The organism is Rubripirellula reticaptiva (assembly GCF_007860175.1).
GTDB lineage: Bacteria > Planctomycetota > Planctomycetia > Pirellulales > Pirellulaceae > Rubripirellula > Rubripirellula reticaptiva.
The window spans coordinates 74356-80451 of sequence record NZ_SJPX01000003.1 but is presented as its reverse complement, the minus strand read 5'-3'; the positions used below and the strand labels follow the sequence as shown (position 1 = coordinate 80451).

At 54.3% G+C, this 6096-nt stretch carries 9 protein-coding genes; 5 read left to right on the top strand and 4 right to left on the bottom strand.

Features of this window, described 5'->3' with window-relative positions:
* Positions 1–230: 230 nt before the first annotated feature.
* On the top strand, positions 231–479 hold the full coding sequence (locus tag Poly59_RS13075) for a hypothetical protein (protein WP_146534579.1): 249 nt from the start codon (positions 231–233) through the stop codon (positions 477–479).
* A 481-nt stretch (positions 480–960) separates the two neighbouring features.
* Here Poly59_RS13075 and Poly59_RS13070 read toward each other — a convergent pair whose 3' ends face one another.
* From Poly59_RS13070 to Poly59_RS29460, 4 genes are all read right to left on the bottom strand, one after another.
* On the bottom strand, positions 961–1443 hold the full coding sequence (locus tag Poly59_RS13070) for a hypothetical protein (RefSeq protein WP_146534578.1): 483 nt from the start codon (positions 1441–1443) through the stop codon (positions 961–963).
* A 286-nt stretch (positions 1444–1729) separates the two neighbouring features.
* Positions 1730–1954, bottom strand: coding sequence for a hypothetical protein (locus Poly59_RS13065; protein WP_146534577.1), 225 nt, complete (start codon positions 1952–1954; stop codon positions 1730–1732).
* A gap of 120 nt (positions 1955–2074) precedes the next feature.
* Entirely contained in the window at positions 2075–2617 is a 543-nt protein-coding gene (locus Poly59_RS13060; RefSeq protein WP_146534576.1) for a hypothetical protein, read from the bottom strand.
* A gap of 329 nt (positions 2618–2946) precedes the next feature.
* The gene (locus tag Poly59_RS29460) at positions 2947–3105 is read right to left on the bottom strand and encodes a hypothetical protein (RefSeq protein ID WP_186776226.1); all 159 of its coding nucleotides are present in this window, start codon (positions 3103–3105) and stop codon (positions 2947–2949) included.
* A gap of 485 nt (positions 3106–3590) precedes the next feature.
* Here Poly59_RS29460 and Poly59_RS13055 point away from each other — a divergent pair, with 485 nt between their 5' ends.
* The 4 genes from Poly59_RS13055 to Poly59_RS13040 all read left to right on the top strand — a co-directional run bounded on the left by Poly59_RS13055 (position 3591) and on the right by Poly59_RS13040 (position 6045).
* Positions 3591–4700, top strand: coding sequence for an integron integrase (locus Poly59_RS13055; RefSeq protein ID WP_146534575.1), 1110 nt, complete (start codon positions 3591–3593; stop codon positions 4698–4700).
* Positions 4701–4834: 134 nt separating this feature from the next.
* On the top strand, positions 4835–5065 hold the full coding sequence (locus Poly59_RS30150) for a tyrosine-type recombinase/integrase (RefSeq protein WP_315852588.1): 231 nt from the start codon (positions 4835–4837) through the stop codon (positions 5063–5065).
* Positions 5066–5485: 420 nt separating this feature from the next.
* Positions 5486–5854: a hypothetical protein gene (locus tag Poly59_RS13045; RefSeq protein WP_146534574.1), complete on the top strand. Its 369-nt coding sequence runs from the start codon at positions 5486–5488 to the stop codon at positions 5852–5854.
* Positions 5851–6045, top strand: a complete 195-nt coding sequence (locus tag Poly59_RS13040; protein ID WP_146534573.1) for a DUF2997 domain-containing protein — start codon at positions 5851–5853, stop codon at positions 6043–6045. The genes Poly59_RS13045 and Poly59_RS13040 overlap by 4 nt, the downstream gene beginning before the upstream one ends.
* Positions 6046–6096 lie beyond the last annotated feature (51 nt).

Below are 6096 nucleotides of genomic sequence, written 5' to 3'. Positions count from 1 at the left end.
ATCAAAACGTTTGACGCGTCGATTCACTAACGCAAAAGCCGAACGACCAATTCGCAATCGAAGGTTGAAGTGATCGCTTGTGCGAAGAAATACGCCGGACACCTGAGGGAGTATGTCGGATAACGCTCGCCATAACCGGGCGGGCGCGTTTGATTTTCCATTGCCAACACGACTGGCTCGCCCGCTCCGTGTTCATGGCGTTGTTATCGGGCGATTAGGAGTTAGATCAGATGGCGACAGAACAAGACCCAAGAGTTTCGGCAATTGCGATTGGCGATCAACGCATCGAGTACCACAAGCCGGATTTGACGTTAGCGTATTCCGTCCTCGCGCCGAAGGTCTCGGAAGCGTGGGCGTTTCTTCGTTGCGGCAACATTGAGGACGCAAAAAAGGCGCTGGCATCAGCTCAGTCGGCAATCGACACAGCGGCGATGACATCGGCAACCATTGAGATAGTCGGTGACGGTTCGTCCCGATAACGTTACGGTTTACCGGGCGGCGGCGAGTGCCGTGATTTCAAAACAGCGCGACCACCGCCGCTCCGGTACAACCGATGGTTATCCGCTTTATCGACGGGCATTGATCGAGTGTTGGGCAGTGGATTTCAAGTCGCCAGAGTCTAGCGGGCTCTAAAGTTCCAGGCAAGCAATTCCGTTCATCGAAGGATCAGAACCGTTGTGATGCCATCGGCAAACGCCAGCCGTAAAGACCGAAGTCAGTCAGCGATCAACCAGCGTTGCGGCCGACGCNAACGGAGGATCAAAACGTTTGACGCGTCGATTCACTAACGCAAAAGCCGAACGACCAATTCGCAATCGAAGGTTGAGGCGATCGCTTGTGCGAAGAAATACGCCGGACACCTGAGGGAGTCAGTCGGATAACGGTGGCCATCAGCGGGCACGGAAAGATAATTGTCCATTACCAAAAATCGCGCAAGCCGTGCTCCGTTGCATGGCTTGGTTACCCGCCGTCCTGCTGGAGCTCGACAACCTGCGAGGCAAGGTCATGCCAAGCCAAGGAGACGCGATCACGCTCAGCGACATCGCCACCAAACCGGCCGATATTATCGCGAACGAAATCGGCAAGTGCAAGCACGGCGGGCGTTATGGCGCGAAGTCGTTGCATCGAACGTTCGTGAAATTGTGCAGCGATACAATGTGCAATGATCCAGGATTCATTGTCGTCTTCAGATTCAGCATCAGGGGTGCCGCGGAGATATGTATCCAGCACCGGAAAGTAGTAGTGAAACGCATCGGTTCCCATGAACATGAAGTCCTCCTGGTAGTACAGCGGGTTCTCCTGAAACCTCGCGATCGCATCAGTGAGCGTCAAACCACCGAAGTTACGCCAAGCACATGCAGCGTCAAGATCGTTGCCGTTCGGGTTGAAATCAGGTTCCCGCGGCAATCGCTCAGGCTTCAAATTGCGAGTGCGTTTAGACACGATTCTTCAGTCGGGTAACGTCTAGCGTAACCGGGTGGCGACGGCTGACGTTGATTTCAAATTCGGCGTGAATCGCCACTCCAGTTCACGCATTTGTTATGCCGTCATTCACGGTTGACGTTCAATCCCAATTGACGTGGAACAACAATGTCGTCTGCCATGCTGATCGATTGTCACCAATTAACCATTGTGTGTCGAGCACGTTTGTTGCCAGCGATCAGTGAAGGATGAAACCAACCGTGCCACTACGGTGTCGATCTACGGAAAGTGTTGCGATCAAGCACGATCAGTCGTCGGAATGGTCAATCCTGTCGTCGATTTGAGAATACGGTCCGCACGGTAGGTTTGCCCACGCATCGACATCGCATTCGACGCCACCACCGTCTTCGTGGTACCAGTTTCCTTCTTTGCAGTAGCCCACGCCAGTACGGTTGCCGCAAGCGATCAGAACATATTTGTTACAATCCGGAAGTGTGGCTTTGTCAGTGATCCAAGCGATTGTCTCGTTCAACAGAACGCTCCCAGCAGGCAAGTCACGGCTCTTGCGGCATAACGTCCCGCATCACCGGGTCGGGAGTGTTGATTTTCCATCTAAAAACGCCCGCAAGCCCGACTCCGGTGCATGCGATGGTTATCCGTTGTCTGGATCGAATGCAAGCGGGCGGAGCAAGTTCGCGCCGATAGGCTGGACCACGTGCGAATACATCGACAATCCTCCGGTCATCATGCCGGAAACCACAAGGTAGTTTGTGTGGTCCATGCTGTAAGCGCCGGATATGGCGGTCGTTGCGTCCGTGAAGTATCGAGTATGCAGGATCGGCTTTACGAGTTCAAGTATGCGAGAGCGATGCTGGGGCGTTGAGAAATCTTGATCGTCGAAGCCATGAGCGAATTCGTTGCGGATCTTACGCAGAAGATGAAGGGCAGACTTGAATTGAGAGTCGATGAGCCCAAGACGGTATGCAATCTCAATGCGGGAGGAAAATGTGCCAAGAGCACGATCGCTTGACAGCAGAGGATCGTCCTTTGGGTTGTCGGCGGGTATCAATCGTCGTTCGATGGAATCGCGCAGCAAAGCATCGAGCTTGGCAGGAACGAGAATGGCCGCTGAACGCGGCGGTTCGTTGGCATAGAACGCGAAGAAGTCTCGGAACTGTGTCTCAGCTTCGTGCATGTAAGACCTTCAGTCGGATAACGCTGGTGATCAGCGGGTCGGGAGATTAGACGTGATCATTGCGAAAACCTTGCAAGCCCGACTCCGTTGAATCACTTGGTTATCGGCTTTTATGGACGAGCGTTGATCGGGTTCTGGGAAGCGGAAACCGCGTCGCCACAGTCTAGCGGGCGTCGATTCGTGCGGCAAGCAATTGGGCGTTGACCCGGTCGGCAAGTAAACGGGTGTCGTCGTCCGGCAGGGCGTGTTGTTCATAAACGAAGAATCAAAAACGTTGCGGTGCCATCAACAAACGCCAACAGCAAACACAGGTTCGGCTTGGGAACGCTCTACGTTGTGGCAATCGTCAACGGAGGATCAAAGCGTTTGAATTGCCAAAACACTAAAGCAAACACCGAACGAAAAATTCGCAATCCAGCGTTGCAGTAATCGCTAACGCAAGCGAACACACCAAACACATGAGGAGTCAGCCCGATAACGGTAGACATCACGGGGGACGGACGAAAGATCTTCCACTTCAAAAAACCGCGCAAGCCGTCCTCCCGTGCATGTCATGGTTCTGTCTCTCCGGCAGCGACCTCATCTACGAATGCCCGAATGTGCATTACGTTAATTGCGAGAGCCTGTGGGAGTGTAAATGTTGTGCGTTCTTCCAGTTTGCCCGACTCATCGAAAATTTCTTCGACTTGGCTTGGCAATAGGTCGACCGAATGATTCGCAACCACAATACCCCAGACCTCGTGTCCGGGAGCCATTACAGGTGATCCACTTGCCCCTTTCAACGCCGGAAATGACAGTTCAAGCATCGTTTCGCCTGATCTACCGAACATGTCGTGGTGTGCGAACGTCCGAGTGACGTTTCCAAGGCGCGTGGCCGGGTTGAATTCAACTCGTGGGCCGGCCGTGAGCGTAGTGCCCTCCGGCATGGCAGCGGTATCAGGCGGTTCGTGCAGTTGTATTCTACCGGGATCAAGTGCTTTCATGCTCCGAACCTGATCTGTCTGGCATTGTCGCGACATTGGCGAAGATGGGGCGACTGGAGCGGAACGTTGAATTGGAGGCAGCGCCTACGGCTGAGGAGTTGGCAAAGCTGCGGGGAAATATCAATCGCGGTGAACCGCCTTTCATCCAGACGATGCGTAGCGAGATGCGAGTTTTGCATTACTCGGCGGCTACGGAAAAGGCCTACGTACGCTGGGTGAAGCGGTTTTCCGGTCACGTCGGCTCGACCCAACTGGATCAGTTTGGCGAGAAGGACATTGGCACGTTTCTGACGTCGCTCGCCGTCGAGGGGAATGTTGCGGCGAGTACGCAAAATCAAGCACAGGCGGGTTTGTTCTTTTTCTACCAATGTGTGCTCGGCAAGCAGTTGGGTTTCGTCAACGCGGTTCGTGCCAAGCAAAGCGAGTCGATTGCCGTTTGGTATAGTCGCGAAGAAATCGAACACTTGCTGGTTCATCTGGTTGACGTGCATCGACTGATGTTTTTGTTGATGTATGGTGCTGGACTACGGCACAAGGAGTGTCGGCGACTGCGAGTCAAGGACATTTGCTTCGATGAGGGGCATATCGTGGTGCGAGACGGCAAAGGCGAGAAAGACCGGATTACTTTCTTGCCGGAGCGTGCGGTGGATGGACTGAAACGTCAGATCGAGGTGGCGGCCCGATGGCACCGTATCGACAGTGAGGAGGGGTATCCGCAGGTGTATCTACCGTATGCACTGGCGAGAAAGTACCCGAATGCGTGTCAGGAGTTGGCGTGGAAGTGGGTGTTCCCATCTCGACAGAGAGCTCGTGACAAGCGGAGTGGCAAGGTGTGGCGTCATCATATTGCTGAGCAGCAGTTCGCCAATGCGCTGAAGATAGCCCAGCGGCTTGCGAAGATTCACAAAAACGGAGTGCCACACAGTTTGCGACATAGTTTCGCGACGCATTTAGTGGAGGCAGGCACGGATCTCCCGACGGTACAGAAATTGATGGGCCACAAGGACATCGAGACCACCATGAGATATGTGCATGTGAGCTGCGAACTGGGTCGCAGCATCAAAAGCCCCATGGACACTTTGAAGCTGGATACTGATTGAGCAAAGCACGAGGGCGTGCAGTACGACAAGCCTATCCATGGCTGAATCCGACCAAAGGGGTCAGCGACGGTCTTAACTAAAGTCAATCACCGATTCCAAAATCGTTTAGGAATTGCTTTTTGTGGTGATGCAGTGTGGTCAGGGGCCAGCCCCCGATCCGATTGCGTGTGAAAGACATCGACTTTGACAATGGTTTGATTGAGATCCACGGGGCAAAGGGGAACAAGAGTCGTTTGGTTCCATTACCGGCCGAGCTTGTTGAACCGCTGCGGCGATACGTTGAGTCTCGGCGGTCGTTGCATGAACATGACTTGGCAAACGGTACGGCGTCAGTGTGGTTGCCGCATGCACGGCATCGCAAGTAACTGCATCGCAAGTAACCGTCGGCTCATCGCGAGTTTCGCTGGCAGTACTTGTTTGCTTCGCATTGTTTGTCTCGTGACCCACGCACTGGCGATCGCCACCGGCACCATCTGCACTACGAAACATTCCCGCGACATTTGAACGAACGCCGCTAGTTGATCGATCGCGGGCGACGACCGGTCCAGAGCTTTTGAGACACCGATGGGCTACGCGATTCTTGCCTCTTTCTCGGTCGGCCGTTGAACTTTGGCCTCTGTTTCGTTCGTCGGTCGCCTGGCTTGTCGCAAATTCCGCGACAAGCCAAGTCTGTCTGCTTCCATTGATCCGTTGACCTAAATACTTGATCGTTTTGCGCTACGTTTAGGTGAGGATGGCTCTGTAGCCACCGACGTTACCTTTCTTCCAACTTCTTGGAGGTGCGCATGTCGCACGTGATGCAGATCAAGACCCAGGTTCGTGACGCTACGGCGGTTCGTGCGGGGTGTGTTCGACTGGGACTCGATGAGCCGGTCGAAGGCGAAGTGAAATTGTTCAGCGAGACCGTGACGGGACTCGGCGTGCGGCTGAAGGACTGGAAGTATCCGGTCGTCTTCAACACGACCACCGGTGAAACCAAGTTCGATAACTACCAAGGTCACTGGGGACGCCAGAGTCGACTCGATGAGTTTTTGCAGGCCTACGCGGTTGAGAAGACCAAGCTCGAGGCGCGGCGCAAGGGCTACTCGGTTGCCGAACATCGTTTGGCCGACGGTTCCATCAAGGTCTCGTTGACCGTCGGAGGTGCATCTTGAAAACCGTCACCGTGATCGTCTCGCCCGAAGGTGCATCCCGAGTCGAGACGAATGGCTTTACCGGTGATCAGTGCCGGCAAGCCAGTGCGTTTCTCGAAGAGGCATTGGGTCTCAAAGAGAACGAACAGCTCAAAGCGGACTTCTACAAAACCGAAGTCCGCGATCAACAACAAGCCCGGCAGTCGTCTTAGCACGCTGACCGGGCTTTTCTTTTCGCTTCACAACCCATTGTCCCAGGAGGA